This is a genomic window from Streptomyces hawaiiensis (assembly GCF_004803895.1).
Taxonomy (GTDB): Bacteria; Actinomycetota; Actinomycetes; order Streptomycetales; family Streptomycetaceae; genus Streptomyces; species Streptomyces hawaiiensis.
Window position 1 is genome coordinate 761,474 of the sequence record NZ_CP021978.1, and the last position, 16,092, is coordinate 777,565.

Annotated in this window: 13 protein-coding genes; 9 read left to right on the top strand and 4 right to left on the bottom strand. The window is 71.8% G+C overall.

Annotated features, from left to right (window positions below):
- Positions 1–24: 24 nt before the first annotated feature.
- The 5 genes from CEB94_RS03600 (at position 25) to CEB94_RS03620 (ending at position 4,702) form a co-directional block, all read left to right on the top strand.
- Positions 25–1,344, top strand: a complete 1,320-nt coding sequence (locus CEB94_RS03600; protein WP_175430779.1) for an ABC transporter substrate-binding protein — start codon at positions 25–27, stop codon at positions 1,342–1,344.
- Positions 1,341–2,267 carry a carbohydrate ABC transporter permease gene (locus CEB94_RS03605; RefSeq protein WP_175430780.1) on the top strand — a complete coding sequence of 309 codons (927 nt, stop codon included), beginning with the start codon at positions 1,341–1,343 and terminating at the stop codon, positions 2,265–2,267. Before CEB94_RS03600 ends, CEB94_RS03605 begins: the two co-directional genes overlap by 4 nt.
- On the top strand, positions 2,264–3,172 hold the full coding sequence (locus CEB94_RS03610; RefSeq protein ID WP_175430781.1) for a carbohydrate ABC transporter permease: 909 nt from the start codon (positions 2,264–2,266) through the stop codon (positions 3,170–3,172). The genes CEB94_RS03605 and CEB94_RS03610 overlap by 4 nt, the downstream gene beginning before the upstream one ends.
- Positions 3,173–3,174: 2 nt before the next feature.
- On the top strand, positions 3,175–4,203 hold the full coding sequence (locus CEB94_RS03615; RefSeq protein ID WP_425472424.1) for a LacI family DNA-binding transcriptional regulator: 1,029 nt from the start codon (positions 3,175–3,177) through the stop codon (positions 4,201–4,203).
- A 73-nt stretch (positions 4,204–4,276) separates the two neighbouring features.
- Complete coding sequence (locus CEB94_RS03620) at positions 4,277–4,702, top strand: MarR family winged helix-turn-helix transcriptional regulator (protein ID WP_175430783.1); 426 nt, start codon at positions 4,277–4,279, stop codon at positions 4,700–4,702.
- 91 nt (positions 4,703–4,793) lie between these two features.
- On the opposite strand, the gene CEB94_RS03625 is transcribed toward CEB94_RS03620, so the two are convergent.
- Positions 4,794–5,192, bottom strand: coding sequence for an SseB family protein (locus CEB94_RS03625; RefSeq protein WP_175430784.1), 399 nt, complete (start codon positions 5,190–5,192; stop codon positions 4,794–4,796).
- A gap of 326 nt (positions 5,193–5,518) precedes the next feature.
- Here CEB94_RS03625 and CEB94_RS03630 point away from each other — a divergent pair, with 326 nt between their 5' ends.
- The 4 genes from CEB94_RS03630 (at position 5,519) to CEB94_RS03645 (ending at position 12,009) form a co-directional block, all read left to right on the top strand.
- Positions 5,519–6,652 carry an MFS transporter gene (locus tag CEB94_RS03630; RefSeq protein WP_175436871.1) on the top strand — a complete coding sequence of 378 codons (1,134 nt, stop codon included), beginning with the start codon at positions 5,519–5,521 and terminating at the stop codon, positions 6,650–6,652.
- 55 nt (positions 6,653–6,707) lie between these two features.
- The gene (locus tag CEB94_RS03635) at positions 6,708–8,474 is read left to right on the top strand and encodes a glycoside hydrolase family 35 protein (RefSeq protein WP_175430785.1); all 1,767 of its coding nucleotides are present in this window, start codon (positions 6,708–6,710) and stop codon (positions 8,472–8,474) included.
- Positions 8,468–10,852, top strand: coding sequence for a beta-galactosidase (locus CEB94_RS03640; RefSeq protein WP_175436872.1), 2,385 nt, complete (start codon positions 8,468–8,470; stop codon positions 10,850–10,852). Before CEB94_RS03635 ends, CEB94_RS03640 begins: the two co-directional genes overlap by 7 nt.
- Positions 10,853–10,938: 86 nt before the next feature.
- Positions 10,939–12,009 carry a LacI family DNA-binding transcriptional regulator gene (locus CEB94_RS03645; protein ID WP_175430786.1) on the top strand — a complete coding sequence of 357 codons (1,071 nt, stop codon included), beginning with the start codon at positions 10,939–10,941 and terminating at the stop codon, positions 12,007–12,009.
- A gap of 10 nt (positions 12,010–12,019) precedes the next feature.
- Here the strand turns inward: CEB94_RS03645 and CEB94_RS03650 are convergent, their stop codons facing one another.
- From CEB94_RS03650 to CEB94_RS03660, 3 genes are all read right to left on the bottom strand, one after another.
- A complete protein-coding gene (locus tag CEB94_RS03650; protein ID WP_175430787.1) occupies positions 12,020–13,987 on the bottom strand; it encodes a heavy metal translocating P-type ATPase in 1,968 nt (655 codons plus the stop codon).
- Between the two features lie 96 nt (positions 13,988–14,083).
- Positions 14,084–15,367 carry an NAD(P)/FAD-dependent oxidoreductase gene (locus CEB94_RS03655; RefSeq protein ID WP_175430788.1) on the bottom strand — a complete coding sequence of 428 codons (1,284 nt, stop codon included), beginning with the start codon at positions 15,365–15,367 and terminating at the stop codon, positions 14,084–14,086.
- Between the two features lie 50 nt (positions 15,368–15,417).
- Positions 15,418–16,083, bottom strand: a complete 666-nt coding sequence (locus CEB94_RS03660; RefSeq protein ID WP_175430789.1) for a haloacid dehalogenase type II — start codon at positions 16,081–16,083, stop codon at positions 15,418–15,420.
- Positions 16,084–16,092: the final 9 nt, after the last annotated feature.

A 16,092-nucleotide genomic window follows, 5' to 3' on the forward strand; every position in this document is an offset into this window, starting at 1 on the left:
GACCCCAGGTCAGGGGAGAGATCCATGCCGTACACGAAGCGCCGCCGCCTCGTGACAACCGCCGTCGCCGTCGCGCTCGGCGCCACCACGCTCGCCGCCTGCGGCTCGGACTCCGGGGAGGGTGAGACCGAGTCGGGCCCGGCCTCGCTGACGTACTGGACCTGGACGCCCGGCATGGACAAGGTCGTGGACCTGTGGAACAAGGGGCCGGGCAAGAAGGACCGGATCACCGTCACGGTGAAGAAGCAGGCGTCCGGTGACACGCTGGTCACCAAGATCCTCACCGCGCACAAGGCGGGCAAGGCGCCCGACCTGGTACAGGCGGAGTACCAGGCCCTGCCCACGCTGGTCAGCAACGACGCGCTCGCGGACATATCCGGGAACGTGGGCGAGGCGAAGGGCAGGTTCGCCGACGGCGTGTGGCAGCAGACCACGCTCGGCACCGACGCGGTCTACGCGGTCCCGCAGGACATCGGGCCGATGATGTTCTACTACCGCGAGGACCTCTTCAAGAAGTACGGCCTCACGGTCCCGACGACCTGGGACGAGTTCGCCGAGACCGCCCGCGAGCTGAAGAAGACGGCCCCCGACAAGGACCTCACCACCTTCTCCGCCAACGACTCCGGCCTCTTCGCGGGCCTCTCCCAGCAGGCGGGCGCCAAGTGGTGGACGACCTCCGGCGACCAGTGGAAGGTCTCCATCGACGACGCGGCCACGCAGAAGGTCGCGAAGTTCTGGGGCGGCCTGGTGAAGGAGGGCGCCATCGACAACCAGCCGATGTACACCCCCGCCTGGAACAAGGCACTCAACACCGGCCGGCAGATCGCCTGGGTCAGCGCCGTGTGGGCCCCGGGCACGCTGACCACGGCCGCGCCCGACACCAAGGGCAAGTGGGCGATGGCCCCGCTCCCCCAGTGGTCCACGAGCGAGAACCGCACCGGCAGCTGGGGCGGCTCCTCCACCGCCGTGACCACCGACTCCAAGCACCAGGCGGCCGCCGCGAAGTTCGCCGCCTGGCTGAACACCGACCGCGAGGCCCTGAACGCGCTCGCGAAGGAGAGCGGCATCTACCCGGCCGCCACCAACGCCCAGACCAGCGGCGCCTTCCTCAAGCCGCCGGCGTACTTCTCGAACCAGGCCGACTTCTACACCAAGGCCGCCGACATCGCCGAGACCACCGCGCCCTCCGCCTGGGGCCCGAACGTGAACGTCGCCTACACCACCTTCAAGGACGCCTTCGGAGCCGCCGCGAAGAACAAGTCGGACTTCGGCGCCGCGCTGAACAAGATGCAGGACGACACCGTCGCCGACATGAAGAAGCAGGGCTTCGGGGTCGCTCGGTGAAAAGCACGGCACGCCGGCAGTCGTACGGGGCCAAGGGGGCCCCGTACGCCTTCCTTGTTCCCGCGACGGTCCTTTTCGCCCTGTTCTTCGCCCTGCCCATCGGCTACGCGCTCTGGCTCAGCTTCCGCAAGGTGCGGGTCTCGGGCCTCGGCCTCGGCTCGGGCGCCCGCAGGGAGGTCTGGGCCGGTCTGGAGAACTACACCGACGCCCTCTCCGACAGCGAACTGCTGCACGGCGCCCTGCGCGTGCTCGGCTACGGGTGCATCGTCGTGCCCGTCATGCTCGGCCTGGCCCTGCTGTTCGCGCTGATGCTCGACTCGGAGAAGGTGCGGCTCGCGCCCGTCACCCGGCTCGCGATCTTCCTGCCGTACGCCGTCCCCGGTGTGGTGGCGGCGCTGCTGTGGGGCTTCCTCTACCTGCCGGACGTCAGCCCCTTCTATTTCGTGCTCGACAGACTGGGGATGCCGCAGCCGGACCTGCTGGACGGCGGGCCGCTGTACCTGGCCCTGTCGAACATCGCGGTCTGGGGCGGCACCGGCTTCAACATGATCGTCATCTACACCTCGCTCCAGGCGATCCCGGCGGAGGTGTACGAGGCGGCGAAGCTGGACGGCGCCACCCCGCTGCAGATCGCGCTGCGGATCAAGATCCCGATGGTGGCGCCCTCGCTGGTGCTGACCTTCTTCTTCTCGATCATCGCGACACTCCAGGTGTACAACGAGCCGACCACCCTGAAGCCGCTCACCAACTCCGTGTCCACCACGTGGAGTCCGCTGATGAAGGTGTACCGGGACGCCTTCGGCGAGGGTGACATCTACGGGGCCGCGGCGCAGGCCGTGATCATCGCCTTCGCCACGCTCCTCCTCTCCTTCGGCTTCCTGCGAGCCGCGAACCGTCGTCAGAAGCAGGAGGCCGCTCGATGAGCTCCCTCGCCGTCCCCCAGGCCGAGCCGAGAGCGGGCAGCACGCCCGGCACCGTCCAGGACCGGCCGCCGCTGCGCCGCCGGATCGCGTTGATCCCCACGGTCACCCTGCTGCTGGGCGCCATCTACTGTCTGCTGCCGGTCGCCTGGGTGGTCATCGCAGCCACCAAGTCCGGGCCTGAACTGTTCTCCACCTTCACGTTCCTGCCGGGCACGGGCTTCGCCGACAACGTCCGGGACCTGAGCGCCTACCGCGACGGCGTCTACTGGCAGTGGATGGCCAACTCCGCGCTGTACGCCGGCCTCGGAGCCCTGCTGTCGACGTGTGTGTCGGCGGTCAGCGGCTACGCGCTCGCGACCTACCGTTTCCGCGGCCGCGAGACGATCTTCAACGTGCTGCTCGCGGGTGTGCTGATGCCGCCGGTGATCCTGGCCGTCCCGCAGTACCTGCTGCTGGCGAAGGCCGACCTCACCGACTCGTACGTGTCCGTCCTGCTGCCGCAGATCCTCTTCCCGTACGGCGTCTACCTCGCGCGGATCTACGCCGCCGCGGCGGTGCCCGCCGACGTGGTCGAGGCCGGGCGCATGGACGGGGCGAGCGAGTGGCGGATCTTCACGCGGATCGCGCTGCCGATGATGATCCCCGGGATGGTCACGGTGTTCCTGTTCCAGTTCGTGGCGATCTGGAACAACTTCCTGCTCCCCTACATCATGCTCAGCGACGACGAGAAGTTCCCGATCACGCTCGGCCTGTTCACGTTGCTGGAGCAGGGCGCCAACACCCCGGCCCTGTACACCCTGGTGATCACGGGCGCGTTCCTCGCGGTTCTGCCGCTGGTCGCCCTCTTCCTGGTCATCCAGCGATTCTGGAGTCTGGACCTGCTCTCGGGAGCCGTAAAGTCGTGACCATGAACGCTGCTGCGGGTGGCAGGCGCAGGCCGCCCACGATCCACGACGTGGCACGCGAGGCGGGGGTCTCGCGCGGCACCGTCTCGCGCGTCCTCAACGGCGGCCACTACGTCAGTCCGGCCGCCCAGGAGGCGGTCAACGCGGCCATCCGCAGGACCGGTTACGTGGTCAACCGGCACGCCCGCTCCCTGATCACCGGGCGGTCCGACTCGATCGGTTTCCTGCTCACGGAGCCGCAGGAGCGGTTCTTCGAGGACCCCAACTTCAACGTCCTGCTGCGCGGCTGCACCCAGGCGCTCGCCGCGCACGACATTCCGCTGCTGCTGATGCTGGCGGGCACCGAGGACGAACGGCGGCGCATCACGCGGTACATCACCGCCGGGCACGTCGACGGGGTGCTGCTGGTCTCCAGCCACTCCGGTGATCCCGTCGCCGAGCAGCTGCGCGAGGCGGGGGTGCCGCTGGTGGCGTGCGGGAAGCCGATCGGGCTGGCCTCCAAGGTCAGTTACGTGGCCGCCGACGACCGTGACGGCGCCCGCGACATGGTGCGTCATCTGCTGTCGCTCGGTCGGCGCAGGGTGGGCACGGTGACCGGTCCGCTGGACACGCCCGGCGGTGTCGAGCGCCTCGCCGGCTACAAGGAGGTGCTCGCGGAGGCGGGCCTTGAGTACGACGAGCGGCTGGTCGCCTCCGGTGACTACAGCCGGGTCAGTGGCGAGGCGGGCGCCGAGCGGCTGCTGGCGCGGGCCCCGGACATCGACGCGGTGTTCGTGGCCTCCGACCTCATGGCGCAGGGAGTGCTGGCGGCTCTGCATCGGGCCGGTCGGCAGGTGCCGCGGGACGTGGCCGTCGGCGGTTTCGACGACTCACCGGCCGCCGTGTCCGCCAGCCCCGAGCTGACGACCATCCGGCAGCCCTGGGACCGCATCAGCAACGAGATGGTGCGGGTGCTGCTCGCGCAGATCGGCGGCGAGGATCCGGCGGCGGTGATCCTGCCGACGGAACTGGTGAAAAGGGAGTCGACCTGAGGCTGCGACGCCCGCGCCCGAGCCCGTATGCATGCACGGTCATTGAACCCCGCACCGGTGTTACCGTTCCCGTATGGCGGCGAAAACGGCTGGTGGGCAGCTCGAGGAACGGTGGCGGGGCATCCTCTCGGCGCACGCGCGCACGATGTGCGAGATCGACCGGGCGCTGCATCCGCACGGTCTCGGCGCGTCCGACTTCGAGGTCCTGGACCTGCTCGCGACCGCGGCGCCCGAAGAGGGCGAGCAGTGCCGGGTGCAGAACCTCGTGGGGCGCGTACACCTCAGCCAGAGCGCGCTGTCGCGGCTGATCGCCCGACTGGAGAAGGACGGGCTGGTGGCGCGGTCCGTGTGCGCGGAGGACCGCCGGGGCGTCTGGGTCGCCCTGACGGCCAAGGGCCGTGACCTGCACGCCGAGGTGCTCCCGCTGCAGCGGGCGGCACTGAGCCGGGCGCTGGGCGCAGAGCCGCCGGCGCCCGGACCGGGCCGGTCGCCCCACTAGGCAGGCGCCGCTTTCGCAGCCGGGCCCAGAGGGTGTCCGCAAAGTCGCGTCGCCCGCCCGGGGGGAGCGGGCGGGACTCCGCGGACACCTCCTAACGGGCCAGCAGGGTGCGCACTCCCTCCGAGGTCAGTGTCAGCCGGTGTTCCGAGCTCCCGTCGATGGTGAGCGACAGGTCGTCGGCCGGCCACTGCGCGGCGAGGGCACCGAGCGGCACCAGGCGGTAGCGGGAGACGAACGGCAGCAGCCCGGCCATCTCCACCTCTGAGGTGAACACGGGCACCACCGGTTCGCCGCCCGGCTGCTCCAGCACCGGCAGCGCCACCGCCGAGGGATTGGCGGCATCGGCGTCGCCCGCGTCGTCGGGCACGGGGATGAGCACGTCGCTGTCGGCGAGCGCGTTCAGAGCCGCCGTGTCCTCGGTGTTCTCGGCGAGGACGTCCAGAGCCCGCTGGGCGGGCGTGGGCGTGGGGTCGTTTGCGGGTGTCTCCATGGCAGCTTCCCTGGTAGCGGCGGTCGTGCGGCCGGCCGGGACAAGATCCGTCCCGGGTGCGGTCCTGCTCGCGTACCCGAACGGGACCGGGGCAACCCTGGTGGATCTTCGGGGTTCGTGGCAGCGCGGGGGAGATCTTGTGGGGAGCCGGGAGGAAGTCCGGGCTGCCGGGGGAGGTTGACGCGCTGAATGTTACCGGTAACATCACTTCCCTGATCCAGACGTACGCGCCTGTGCCCTCCGCCCACCCACACGGTGGCCCGTCCTTCGGAGTCCGCGTGATCGAAGAGCGCGTTGCCCCTCTCTCCCCCGCACCGCCCGGCCCTGTGTTCAGCAGGGCCGCCGTAGTGGCCTCCTGCTTCGGCTTCGTGCTCATCGGGGCGTTGCAGGCCCTGTACGGGCCGGCGATCCCGGCCTTCCGTGCGGAGTTCGGGCTGTCGCCCTCCGCCGCGGGGCTGGGGCTGAGCGCGCACTTCGTCGGTGGTGTGGGCGGTGTGCTGCTGTTCGACCGGCTCTACGGGCGGGTCGGCAACCGGCGGATCCTCGGCAGTTCGTATCTGCTGATGGCCGTCGGCGCGGCCGGCTTCGCGCTGGCGCCCGACTGGCCCACCGCCCTGGCGGCCGCCCTGCTCGCCGGGTTCGGCTTCGGCGGTATCGACTACGGGCTCAACCAGCTGTTCGCCGTGGGCTTCGGCCACCGTTCGACCGCGATGCTGAACATCCTCAACGCGCACTTCGGCATCGGCGCCATCCTCGGCCCCGCCGTGATCGGCGCGGTCGGCTCCGAGCACTACCCGGCTGTCTTCGTCGTCTTCGCCCTCGCCAACCTGCCGTTGCTGCTGTGCCTGCGAGGCGTACGCGACCAGGTGCCCGCTCCCGCCGGGGAAGGAAGTGGCGGCGCAGCCGTCCTCGGTCGCAGCCTCGGCTCCGTGCTCGCCGTCTTCGTCGTCCTCTACGTGCTGCACGTCGGTATCGAGGCCGGTGTCGGCGGGTGGGAGCCCACGCATCTGGAGACCGTCGGCTACGGCGCGGGCGTCGCCGCCACCGCCACCTCCGTGTACTGGCTGATGATGACCGTCGGCCGCTTCCTGGTCGCCCCGCTCGCGCTGCGTTTCTCCGCCCAGGCCATCATCACCGTCTCGTGCGCGGGCATGACGGTGTGCCTGCTGGCCGCGACCGTCCCGGCCCTCGCGCCCTACGCGTACGCCGGTGTCGGTCTGTTCATCGCGCCGATCTTCCCCACCGGGCTGCCCTGGCTGAACCGGGCGGCTCCTCGGGCCCGGAGGGCCGGTGCCCTGGTCATCGCGGCCTCCATGGTCGGCGGTGTCGCCGCGGGGCCGGCACTGGGCAAGGCCATCGAGTGGTCCGGCGTCCGCGCCGTGCCGTTCCTGCTGTGCGGCATCTCGGCGCTCTGCCTGGCCGCCACGCTCTGGCTGATCCGCGGCACCCGCTCCCGCTGACTCCACTCCCCCTCCCCCATACAGAAGCCTCCCCCATACCGAAGGGAAGTTCCGCATGCCCGCCCTGACGACGACGTCCGACGGATTCCTGCTGCACGGCCAGCCGTTCCGGATCATCTCCGGCGCGCTGCACTACTTCCGCGTCCATCCCGGACTGTGGTCCGACCGGCTGCGCAAGGCCCGGCTGATGGGCCTCAACACGGTGGAGACGTACATCCCGTGGAACCACCACCAGCCCGGCCCCGAGGGCCCCCTCGTCCTCGACGGCTTCCTCGACCTGCCCCGCTTCCTCCGGCTCGCCCAGGACGAGGGGCTGCGGGTGCTGCTGCGTCCGGGTCCGTTCATCTGCGCCGAGTGGGACGGCGGCGGCCTGCCCGACTGGCTGACCTCCGACCCGGACATCCGGCTGCGCACCAGCGATCCCCGCTTCACCGGGGCCGTCGACCGCTACCTCGACCTGCTGCTGCCCGCGCTGCGGCCGCACATGGCCAAGGCGGGCGGTCCCGTCATCGCCGTACAGGTGGAGAACGAGTACGGGGCCTACGGCGACGACAGCGCCTATCTGAAACACCTCGCCGACGCCTTCCGCTCCCGCGGCGTCGAGGAGCTCCTGTTCACCTGCGACCAGGCCGACCCCGGGCATCTGGCCACCGGAAGCCTGCCCGGGGTCCTGACCACCGGCACCTTCGGCAGCCGCGTCGAGCAGTCTCTGGGGCGGCTGCGCGAACACCGGCCCGAAGGCCCGCTGTTCTGCGCCGAGTTCTGGATCGGCTGGTTCGATCACTGGGGCGGACCCCACCATGTGCGGGACGCGGCCGACGCCGCCGCCGACCTGGACCGGCTGCTGTCCGCCGGGGCGTCCGTCAACATCTACATGTTCCACGGCGGAACCAACTTCGGCTTCAGCAACGGCGCCAACCACAAGCACGCCTACACGCCCACCGTCACGTCCTACGACTACGACGCCGCGCTCACCGAGTGCGGCGATCCGGGCCCGAAGTACCACGCCTTCCGTGAGGTCATCGCCCGCCACGCCACCGTGCCCGACGAACCCGCCCCCGCACCGAGCGCCAAACTTCCCTCCACGCCGGTCGAGTTGAGCAGCCGGGCGGCTCTCCTGCCCCTCGCCGGATCGCTCGCCGAAGCCGTGCGCACCGACGAGCCCGTCACCATGGACGCGCTCGGGCAGCGCACCGGCTACGCGCTCTACCGCACCACCCTCCCGGCCGGCGGCGAGGGCCTGCTGCACTTCGACCGCGGGGTCGGCGACCGCGCCCAGGTCTTCGTCGACGGCGCGCCCGTCGGTGTACTGGAGAGCGAACGCCACGACGAGTCGCTGCCCGTGCGCGTGCCGCGTCCCGGCGCGACGCTGGAGGTCCTCGTCGAGAACATGGGCGGCGTCAACTACGGCCCCCGCATCGGCGCGCCCAAGGGCCTGCTCGGACCCGTCTCCTTCAACGGCACGGACCTGACGGGCTGGGACTGCCGCCCGCTGCCGCTGGACGATCCGGGCGCGGTGCCGTTCGCCCCGGCCGGCGACGCGGCGGTCACCGTACCGGCCTTCCACCGGGGTACCTTCGACGTCGGCACCCCCGCCGACGCCTTCCTCTCCCTGCCCGGCTGGTCGAAGGGCCAGGCCTGGGTCAACGGCTTCCACCTGGGCCGCTACTGGAACCGCGGCCCCCAGCGCACGCTCTACGTTCCCGCGCCGGTGCTGCGTCCGGGCTCCAACGAACTGGTCCTGCTGGAGCTGCACGGCACCACCGCCACCCGCGCCCTGCTCACCGGCACCCCCGACCTCGGCCCGGAGAACACCTGGTGAGGCATCTCCTGCGCGTGCCCCCGCCCGCCGCTCCCCCGCTGACCGGCCACCTGCCCTTCACGGACGTGCCCGGCGTGCCCGACCCGATCGAGGCCACCAGCCGCTGGCTCACCCGGGGCGGACGCCCCTGGTTCCCGGTCTCCGGCGAGTTCCACTACTCCCGCTACCCGAACGGGCAGTGGGAGGAGGAACTGCTGAAGATGAAGGCGGGCGGGGTGACCGCCGTCGCCTCCTACGTCATCTGGATCCACCACGAGGAGGTCGAGGGCCGGGTCCGCTTCGACGGCGACCGCGACCTCAGGCGCTTCGCCGAGCTGTGCGCCCGCCACGGCCTGGACTTCATCCCCCGGATCGGCCCCTGGTCGCACGCGGAGGTGCGCAACGGCGGCCTGCCCGACTGGCTCCTGGCCCGGACCCGTGCCCCGCGCACCGACGACCCGGCCTATCTGGAGCCCGTCCGCGTCTGGTTCACGGAGATCGCGGAGCGACTGAGGGGCCTGGAACGGGCGAACGGCGGCCCGATCGTCGCGATCCAGATCGAGAACGAGCTCTACGACCAGCCCGGCCATCTGCGCACGCTGAAGCGCCTGGCCCAGGAGGCCGGGCTGAGCGCGCCGCTGTGGACGTCGACCGCCTGGGGCGGGGTCCGGCTGCCGGGCGAGGACCTGCTTCCGCTGTACGGCGGCTATCCCGAGGCGTTCTGGACGCAGGCCGACGGCGGCTGGCCCGACAGCTGCCGCAAGCACTTCTTCTTCACCCACGAACGCGACGACGAGGGCATCGGCGCCGATCTACGGCCCACGCGGGTGTCCGCCGCCGCCCCTTCGGCGGATCGGTTCCCCTGGGCCACCTGCGAGTTGGGCGGCGGCATGGCGGTCGCCTACCACCGGCGGCCGAGGGTGGAGGCCGCCGATGTCGGTGCCCTCGGGCTCACCAAGATCGGCTGCGGGTCGGTGTGGCAGGGCTACTACATGTTCCACGGCGGCACGAACCCGCCCGGCGAGCTGACCTCCCTGCAGGAGTCGCACGCCACCGGCTATCCCAACGACCTGCCCGTGCTGACCTACGACTTCCAGGCCCCGCTCGGCGAGTACGGGCAGGTGCGGCCCTCGTACCACGAACTGCGCCTCCAGCACCTGCTGCTGGCCGAGACGGGGCACCGGATCGCGCCCATGCGGTCCGTGCTGCCCGAGCGGTCGCCGACCGGGCAGCAGGACCGGGACACCCTGCGCTGGGCCGTGCGGACCGACGGCGCCGCGGGCTTCCTGTTCGTGACCAACCACCAGCCGCACGAGCCGCTGCCGGACCACCCGGACACGGCCTTCACGATCGACTTTCCGCTCGCGCCCCCGCTGACGCTGCCGAGCACTCCCGTCACCGTCCCCTCCGGCGCGTACTTCTGCTGGCCGCTCCGGCTGGACGTGGCCGGGCTGCGGCTGGAGTGGGCCACGGCGCAGCCCGTGTGCACCGTCGAGGCGGACGGTCGTACGGTCCTGGTGCTGGCCGCGACCGACGGCATCGCGCCCGAACTCGCCCTGGACGCGGACACCGTGGCGTCCGTCGGCGCGCCGTCCGGGGAGATCACTCCGGTCGCCGGCCGGGTCCTGGTCAGCGGGGTGCGGCCCGGCACCGACGCCCTGGTCGAGGTGGAGGCGGCCGACGGTTCGCGCGTCGGCCTGCTGGTCCTGGACGCCGCCACGGCCCGTACGGTCTACCGGGGCCGTGCCTGGGGTGGTGAGCGGCTGGTGCTGTGCGGGGACGGTGTCGTCTTCGACGAGCACCGAGGCGAGGTGCGGCTGCACAGTCCCGCGGCGGAGCCGTCGTTCGCGGTGCTGCCCGCACCGGATGCGGCTCTGGAGGTGAGGGGGGCCCACGTTCGGGAGGCGGCTGACGGCGTCTTCACGCGCTGCACGATCGAAACCGGTCCCCTCGCGGACACCGCCGTGACCATCACCTGCGTCAGGCCCGGCGGCCCGGCCCCCGCGCCGGTGACCGGCGTGCAGGGCCGGGCGAGTGTGCCGGCCGACGAGGACGTGGACGCGGCGGCCGCCGAGTACCGGGTCGACGTACCGGAGGACCTGCTTGGGAACCCCTCGGGTGTGCTGCTGCGGCTGCGCTGGACGGGGGACCTGGCGCGGGCCTATGTGGGTGATGTGCTGGTCGCCGACCAGTTCTACTCGGGACGCGTCTGGGACATCGGGCTGGACCGGCTGCCGGTCGAGGCGCTGCTCACGGAGGGACTGCGGCTGAAGGTGCTGCCGCTGGCCCCGGACGCGCCCGTGCACGTGCCGGGGCGGCTGGGCGACGCCTGGCGGGAGGCGCGCGTACTGGACGCCGAATGGGTGGTCACGCGCCGCTGGACGGTCCGGACCGGCTGAGGACCTTCCGGGCACCGCCCGGCCTATGCTGTGCTCCTGCCGGGCGGGTTCAGGACCGCCGTACCGACATCGAGGAATCACCCGCCATGACACCGAGCGCCACCGACGGCCCTGTGCCCAAGGGCCGCAGCAGGCGCAACTTCGCGGGGGCGCGGCCGGTGATGGCCGACGTGGCCCGGATGGCCGGGGTCTCCAAGCAGACCGTCTCGCGGGTGCTGAACGACCATCCGGCCGTGCGCCCCGAGACACGCGAGGCGGTCCTGGAGGCCATGCGCACGCTCGGCTACCGGCCCAGCCGCAGTGCGCGCTCCCTGGCCAGTGGCAGGACCCGGATGCTCGGGGTGATCTCCTTCGACGCCGCCCGGTACGGGCCCGCCTCGATCCTGACCGCGATCAACACGGCGGCCCAGGAGGCCGGTTACCTCGTCAGCTCCATCGCCCTCGACACGGCCGACCACGACACCGTCGTCGAGGCCGTGAACCGGTTGTCTGCCGAGGGCGCGGACGGCGTGATCGCCATCGCGCCGCAGCTGTGGGTGGGCCGGGCCCTGGCGGAGGCGACCGACCTGGGCACTCCCCTGGTGGTGCTGGAGAACGCGCTCGACGACGGCACGGCCCTGGTCACCGGCGATTCCCGTACCGGCGCCCGCAAGGCCACCGAGTACCTCCTCGGCCTCGGGCACGCCACCGTGTGGCACCTCGCGGGCCCGGCCGGCTGGACCTCCGCCGACCACCGGCTGACGAGCTGGCAGGCGACGCTCCGGGCCGCCGGTGCCGCCGTCCCGGCCCCTCTCGTCGGGGACTGGAGCGCCGGCTCCGGCTACGACCTGGGCCGTCGGCTGGCCCGGCGCCCCGACGTGACGGCCGTGTTCGCCAGCAACGACCAGATGGCGCTCGGCCTGCTGCACGCCCTGCACGAGGCCGGGCGGTCCGTCCCCGGGGAGGTCAGCGTCGTCGGCTACGACGACGTTCCCGAGGCCGCGCACTTCCTGCCGCCGCTGACCACCGTCCGCACCGACTTCGCGGAGATCGGCACCCGTTCGCTGCGGCTCCTCCTCGACCGGATCGACGGCCCGGGCGGACGGCCCGGCGTCGACACCCTCGTGCCCGTGGACCTGGTGGTGCGGGCCAGCAGCGGTCCCCCGCCGGTGCGCTGACGGTCGCCGGTCAGCCGTTTCCGTGGGCGGCGGCCCGCTGCCAGGCGCCCTCCCGCAGCAGCCGCAGCCCGTTCAGGCCGACCAGGACCGTGGAGCCCTCGTGGCCCGCGACGCCCAGCGGCAGCGGCAGGTCACCGGCGAGGTCCCAGGCGACGAGGCCTGCGATGAACACCCCGGCGATCACGAGGTTCTGCACGACCAGCCTGCGGGCGCGGCGGGACAGGACGACGGTGGCGGGGACCGCGGCGAGTTCGTCGCGCACGATGACGGCGTCCGCGGTCTCCAGGGCGAGGTCGGAGCCGGCCCGGCCCATGGCGATGCCGGTGTGCGCGGCGGCCAGGGCGGGTGCGTCGTTGACACCGTCCCCGACGACCAGCACCTTGCGGCCCGCGCTCTCCATCTCCCGGACCGCGGCCAGCTTGTCCTGCGGCAGCAGCCCGGCCCGCACGTCGTCGATGCCGGCCTCGGCGCCGAGGTGCGCGGCGGCCCGGGGGTTGTCGCCGGTGAGGAGCACCGGGGCGGTGCCGGTGAGCCTGGCGAGGGAGGCGACCGTGGCGGCGGCGTCCGGGCGCAGCCGGTCGGCGATGCCGAGCAGTCCGGCGGGGGTGCCGTCGACGACGACCAGGACGGCGGTACGGCCGGACTCCTCCAGTTCCGCGGCGGTGCCGAGGGTGTCGTCCAGCAGCCGGGCCGGTGCGCCCACCGCGACCGTGCGGCCGCCGACGACGGCGGTGACGCCCACACCGGGTGCGGAGGTGAAGTCCTCCGCGTCGGGCAGGTCGAGGCCGCGCTCGCGGGCAGCGTCCACCACCGCCCGGGCCAGCGGGTGCTCGCTGGGCCGCTCGGCCGCGGCCGCCAGCATCAGCAACTCCCCTTCGTGCAGGGCCGATCCGGGCAACGGCCGGACGTCGGTGACCCGCGGGCTGCCCTCCGTGAGTGTGCCGGTCTTGTCCAGGGCGACCGCGTCCACCTGGCCGAGCCGCTCCATCACCACGGCCGACTTCACGAGAACGCCGTGCCGTCCGGCGTTGGCGATGGCCGACAGCAGGGGCGGCATGGTGGCCAGCACGACCGCGCAGGGCGAGGCGACGATCATGAACGTCATGGCGCGCAGCAGCGCGTCGGTGAGCTGCGCTCCGAAGGCGAGCGGCACCAGGAAGACGGCCAGGGTGGCGGCCACCATGCCCAGTGAGTAGCGCTGTTCGACCTTCTCGATGAACAGCTGCGTGGGCGCCTTGGTCTCGGACGCCTCCTGCACCATGCGGACGATCCGGGCGATCACCGATTCGGAGGCGTCGCGCTCCACCCGGATCCGCAGCGCGCCGGTGCCGTTGAGGGTGCCCGCGAAGACCTCGTCGCCCGGCTCCTTCGCCGCGGGGAGGGGCTCGCCGGTGATGGTCGCCTGGTCCACGTCGCTCGCCCCGTCCAGCACGCGGCCGTCGGCGCCGACGCGCTCACCGGGGCGGACGAGGACGGTGTCGCCGACCGCCAGCTCCTCGACGGGGACGGTCTGTTCACCGCCGTCGGGGCCCAGCCGGGTGGCCGTGGCGGGGGCCAGGTCGAGCAGGCCGCGCACGGAGTCGGCGGTGCGGGCCGTGGCCAGGGCCTCCAGCGCGCCGGAGGTGGCGAAGATGACGATGAGCAGGGCGCCGTCCATGACCTGCCCGATCGCTGCCGCGCCCAGGGCGGCCACGACCATCAGCAGGTCGACATCGAGGGTGCGCTCCTTCAGCGCCTTGAGCCCCTCCCACCCCGGCTCCCAGCCGCCCGTGGCGTACGACAGGGCGTACAGCGGTCCCCAGGTCCAGGCCGGGGCGCCGGTCAGCTGCAAGGGCAGCGCGAGCAGGAAGAGGGCGGTGGCCGCGGCGGCCCAGCGTGCCTCGGGGAGCGCGAGGACGCGGGTACGCCGCCGGGCCACCGCCCCGGTGCGAGCGGGCTTCGGCCGTTCGACCGGCTGAGGCGCGAGCGTGGAGGTCATCAGGGGGTCCTTCTGGCGGGGGCGCGTGACCACCCACCATACAGGAACACATGAAGACTGATTCATGTCTTCATTCCCCGTCCGGGGTGCCGAGCGTCAGCGCAGCTTGTCCTTCGCCTTGTAGTAGGCGCCGCCGAACGGCAGGAACCATGCGGTGCCGTTGTAGAAGGGGACCGGAACCTTGGGGAAGCCGAGGCCGCGAAGGGGGTTGGCCTCCGGCTTGCCGTCCATCATCTCGGCGACCGCCCGGCCCATGTAGGTGGCCATCTGGACACCATGGCCGCAGTAGCCCATGGAGTAGTACAGGCCGTCCGCCTCGCCGGCGTGCGGGAGGCGGTCCCAGGAGAAGCCGACCATGCCGCCCCACACGTAGTCGATCCGCACCCCGGCGAGCTGCGGGAAGATCTCCGTCATCTCCGCCTTCAGGATGTCGCCGCTCTTGACGTCGGAGGCCGGGTCGGAGGGGGCGAAGCGGGCCCGGCCGCCGAAGGCGAGGCGGTTGTCGGGCGTGAGGCGGATGTAGTGGCCGATGTTCTTGGAGTCGACCACCAGGCGGCCGTTCGGGATCAGCGACTTGGCGCGCTCCTCGCCGAGCGGTTCGGTGACGATGATGAAGCTGCCGACGTTGATGAGCCGCTTGCGGAACCACGGCAGCGACTTGTCGGTGTAGGCGTCGGTCGCGGCCATCACCTGCTTGGCGCGGATGGTGCCGTTCAGGGTCTCGACCACGAAACCGCCGCCGGGCAGGCGGGTGAGGCCGGTGGCCGCGTTGCGCTCGTGGATCTCCGCGCCGGCGCGTTCGGCGGCCTCGGCGAGGCCGTGCACGTACTTGCCGACGTGCAGGGCGGCGCTCAGCGGGTCGAGCAGGGCGCCGTGGTAGTAGTCCGAGCCCAGCTCCGACTTCAGCTCGCTCCGGGTCAGGAGCTGGGTCTCGTGGTCGAAGTTCTCCGCGAGATCGCGCTGGGTGGCCCGCATCGACTCGAAGTGCTGCGGCTTGAAGGCCACTCCGAGTCGGCCGACGCGGTGGAAGTCGCAGTCGATCTTCTCGGTGCGGGTGATCTCCTCGACGACGTCGACCGCTTCGCGGAAGGAGTCGTACAGCTCGCGGGCGCGTTCCTGGCCGTAGCGCTTGCGGGCCTCGCCGGGGCTGATGGTCAGGCCCTGGGTGCACATGCTGCCGTTGCGCCCGGAGGCGCCCGAGCCGACCTTGTCCTTCTCGACGAGGACGACCCGGGCCCCCTTGCGGGCGGCGTGGTAGGCGGTGGACAGGCCGGTGAGGCCGCCGCCGATGACCACCACGTCCGCCTCGTCGGGCAGGTCCTTCCCGGAGCGGTCGGGCAGGGCTGGAGCGGTGTCGAGCCAGTAGGGAATCTGCTTCATGGCGTGCGTCCTGTCGTGTTCTCTGTCCTGTGTGGCGTGTCGCCGTGCGGTCAGCAGCCGAGCAGCTTCGGCAGGCCGGTCAGGTCCGGCAGCTCGTCGTAGGGCTGGTAGTCGGCGCTGCCCGGGCGGCCGAAGCGGTTGATCCACACGCGGCGCTTCAGACCGAGGTCGCGGGTCGGGATGTGGTCGTACTCCCATCCCTGGGCGGTGTGGATGACCTGGGACGGCTCGACGCCCATGGTCTTGAAGGCGTGCTCGAAGGTCTGGCGGTCGGGCTTGTAGGCGCCCGCCTGCTGGGCGGTGATGACGTGGTCGAACTCCACGCCGATGTTCTCCACGTTCCGGGCGATCAGGTTGTCGTCCGTGTTGGAGATGATGGCGATCTCGTACTTCGTCTTCAGCTGCCGCAGGGCGTCCGGGACCTCCGGGAAGGGGCCGAAGGTGGGGACAGCCTCCACGAGGGCGTCGCCGTCGGACGCGCGGTACTCCAGGCCGTGCAGGCGCATGGCGTTGCGCAGGCTGGAGTGCAGGATCTCGTGGTAGGGGCGGTAGGCCTCCAGCACCGCCTGGAAGCGCATGACGCGGAAGTCGTCGAGGAACTCGTCGACATCCAGGTTGTCCAGGTCCAGCCGGTCCTCAAGGACCTTCAGGGTGGTGGGGCCGAGCTGGAAGTCGACCAGGGTGCCGTAGGCGTCGAAGGTGACGATCTCTCGCATGGTGTTCAG